General features: G+C 64.5%; 3 protein-coding genes and 1 pseudogene. 2 read left to right on the top strand and 2 right to left on the bottom strand.

Features of this window, described 5'->3' with window-relative positions:
• Positions 1-21 precede the first annotated feature (21 nt).
• Together ACESL5_RS06230 and ACESL5_RS06225 are read right to left on the bottom strand one after the other, a co-directional pair.
• Positions 22-699, bottom strand: coding sequence for an META domain-containing protein (locus tag ACESL5_RS06230; protein ID WP_372591915.1), 678 nt, complete (start codon positions 697-699; stop codon positions 22-24).
• Between the two features lie 49 nt (positions 700-748).
• Positions 749-1,048, bottom strand: coding sequence for a hypothetical protein (locus ACESL5_RS06225; protein WP_372591914.1), 300 nt, complete (start codon positions 1,046-1,048; stop codon positions 749-751).
• A gap of 85 nt (positions 1,049-1,133) precedes the next feature.
• On the opposite strand from ACESL5_RS06225, the gene ACESL5_RS06220 reads away from it, so the two are divergent.
• Positions 1,134-1,739 carry an NUDIX domain-containing protein gene (locus tag ACESL5_RS06220; protein ID WP_372591913.1) on the top strand — a complete coding sequence of 202 codons (606 nt, stop codon included), beginning with the start codon at positions 1,134-1,136 and terminating at the stop codon, positions 1,737-1,739.
• A 166-nt stretch (positions 1,740-1,905) separates the two neighbouring features.
• Positions 1,906-2,843: pseudogene (locus ACESL5_RS06215) on the top strand (aconitate hydratase B); the annotation flags it as partial.

The raw sequence follows: 2,843 nt of genomic DNA, 5'->3' as shown, positions 1-2,843 counted from the left end.
CCGGCCCGCAACCAGGTTCGATCAGGAATCGCCCGGTGCGTCGGGGTTGGGTACCTGGCGGCAATCACGCTTTTCGCCATCGGCCTCGAACGTGCCCTCCTGTCCCTTGCCCCAGAAGACGACATCGCCGTCCTGGCTTTCGTAGCGCGAGCCGGAGGCCGATTCCGTTCGGGTCATCAGCACGCTCTCACTGTCATGGAATAGCCGGATCTGGCCACGACGAAGGACGTCGAAGGCAATGGTCTTCCCTTCGCAGTCGAAGTGATAGGAGCGGGTGATCGGTTCGAGCATCATCGCGAGGTTTCGTCCGTCCGGTCCCTTGAGGTACAGGCGTTCCCCGTCAATCTGCCAGTCGACGGTGTTTTCCAGGACTTCGAGGAAGGCTTCTTCCTGCTGCATCCTCGCTTCACCGCACATCTTGTGGGTGACTGCGATCTCCCCGTATCCGTCCTCGTTCCAGGAGCGTCGGTAGGTGTTGCACCCGGCGACTCCACTGAGATTCCCGTCGGCGTCGACCACGAGGTCGGTCAGCGTGGGATCGATGTTTTGCAGGGTGACAATGTTGGCCAGCCGCCACTGGCTGTCGATGGGCGGCCGGTCGGCTGCCGACAGGGAAAGGGGGGTCAGAGTGGTGGCCAGCAGGGCTCCGGCGGCCGCCAAGTGACGGATCGTGCGGGTCGGGACATCGGTCTGGGTCATGGATTGGCAACTCCGTGTCGGTTGATGTTGGGTGGTCACGGCAATGTCGTCAGGCCTGCCGCGATTTGATCAATTCGTCGAGGGTGCGGGCGGTTTCGATCGGCAGTTGCCGCTGCAGATCGGGGTGCAGGCTACGACCGGATTCGGCGGTGATCGGTTGCGTCCACGTCGGTTGCGTCATCGATCGCGGACGACCGAAGTAGTCGACCTGGAACGCGTCCGGGGAGTTCTCCGCGCGCATGATGAGCGATGGCGGGTCGTCGTGGATCTCGATCACCGTGCCACGGTTCTCACCGATCTGGATTTCCCGCCCGATCAGGGGTTCGAGCAGTCGCAGGATGGTGTTCATGAAGGCCCCTTGGATGCGGCATAAAGCCCCGTGCATGTAAGCTACGGTCTGACATTTCGATCGATGGTAGCAGGAGCAGGACACGATGCGTTTCGACCTTTTGGCCAACGAGACCCTCTACCGCGGGTTTTTCTCCCTGCAACGCTACCGGCTGCGTTTCGAGTTCTTCGACGGCACCTGGTCGGAACCCATCGAGCGGGAGATCTTCGAACGGGGGCATGCCGTGGCGGTATTGCCGTTCGACCCCGTGCGCGAGGAGGTCGTGCTGATCGAGCAGTTCCGCCCCGGTGCGCTGGAAGCCCCCACCGGCCCTTGGTTGTCGGAGATCGTGGCGGGGATGATCGAGCCGGGGGAGTCGGCCGAGGACGTCGCCCGGCGCGAGTCCGAGGAGGAGGCCGGTCTGGCGCTGACCGATCTCTATCCCCTGACCCGCTACTGGGTCAGTCCCGGTGGGACGACCGAGAGCATCTACCTGTTCCTGGCCCGGGTGGACACCGCCGCGATCGAGCGCGATGCCGAGGGGGTGGTCGCCGGCCAGTTCGGCCTCGACCACGAGCACGAGGACATTCGCGTGCGCATCGTTTCGCTCGAGCAGGCGCTGGCCGACGTGGACGAGGGCCGGATCATCGCCGCCGCCCCGGTGATCGCGCTGCTGTGGCTGGATCGGATGCGCCGCCAGGGGAAACTCTAAAAACGCAGCCGGGTTCCGTCTCCAGGGGAGGTTCCTGTCGGCGGCATGCGCGGCATGCCCCCGGTGTTTGCTAGAATCCCGCCATTCGTCCGGCCGCCCGCCGGAGGGCGACGTGCCCGAATCCGAGACACGAATTCATACCATTGCAAGCCGTTGAGGGTATTCCATGCTTGAAGCCTACCGCGAACACAAGGCCGAACGCGCCGAGCAGGACATTCCGCCGCTGGCGTTGAATGCCGAGCAGACCGCCGAGCTGATCGATCTGATCAAGAACCCGCCGGCGGATGTTGACGGCGACGAGCTCAAGTACCTGCTCTCCCAGCGGGTGCCGCCGGGCGTGGACAAGGCCGCCTACGTCAAGGCCGCTTTCCTGGCCGACGTGGCCAAGGGCAAGGCCGAATCCCCACTGCTCGACCGCCGTGAGGCGGTCGAGCTGCTGGGCACCATGATGGGTGGCTACAACGTCGATCCGCTGATCGAACTGCTCGACGACGAGGTCGTTGGCGACGATGCCGTCAAGGCGCTCTCCAGGCTGGTGATGGTCTACGACTCCTTCCGCGACGTCGAGGACAAGTACCGCGAGGGCAGCGAGAACGCCGGGCGCGTACTCGAGTCCTGGGCCAATGCCGACTGGTTCGAGGCCAAGCCGGCACTGGAGGAAGAGATCCAGGTGGTCGTCCTCAAGGTGCCGGGCGAGACCAACACCGACGACCTTTCCCCGGCCCAGGAGGCTTGGAGCCGCCCGGACATCCCGCTGCACGCCCGCTCGATGCTCCAGTCGAAGATGCCCGAGGCCCTCGACACCATCAAGGAACTCAAGGAGACAGGTCACAAGATCGCCTACGTGGGCGACGTGGTCGGCACCGGGTCCTCGCGCAAGTCCGCGATCAACTCGGTGCAGTGGCATATCGGTCGCGACATCCCGCACGTGCCCAACAAGCGCACCGGCGGGGTGGTGCTCGGCGGCAAGATCGCCCCGATCTTCTTCAACACCGCCGAGGATTCCGGCGCCTTCCCGATCGAGTGCGACGTAGACCAGATGGAGACGGGCGACGTGCTCACCATCCGTCCGTTCACCGGCGAGATCCTCAAGAATGGCGAGGT

It is taken from the genome of Guyparkeria sp. (assembly GCF_041687595.1).
GTDB lineage: Bacteria > Pseudomonadota > Gammaproteobacteria > Halothiobacillales > Halothiobacillaceae > Guyparkeria.
The sequence above is the reverse complement of the archived record's forward strand: the minus strand, read 5'-3'. Positions and strand labels throughout refer to the sequence as shown.